1 rRNA gene is annotated in these 216 nt (G+C 48.6%); it reads right to left on the minus strand.

Annotated features, from left to right (window positions below):
* Positions 1-170, minus strand: a 16S ribosomal RNA gene (locus A8708_RS10125); the annotation flags it as partial.
* Positions 171-216 lie beyond the last annotated feature (46 nt).

The following is a 216-nucleotide window of genomic DNA, read 5'->3' on the forward strand; positions in this document are numbered from 1 at the left end:
TCCGGTCTTAGCTATCGTTTCCGATAGTTATCCCAGTCTTAAAGGCAGGTTACCTACGTGTTACTCACCCGTCCGCCGCTAACTTATCCCGAAGGATAAATCCGCTCGACTTGCATGTATTAGGCACGCCGCCAGCGTTCGTCCTGAGCCAGGATCAAACTCTCCATAGTAGAAAGATGACTTGCTCATTTGAAGCTAGCGAGATTTTGCAATCTC

The sequence above is a fragment of the Paenibacillus oryzisoli genome (assembly GCF_001653565.1).
GTDB classification, from domain to species: Bacteria; Bacillota; Bacilli; order Paenibacillales; family NBRC-103111; genus Paenibacillus_E; species Paenibacillus_E oryzisoli.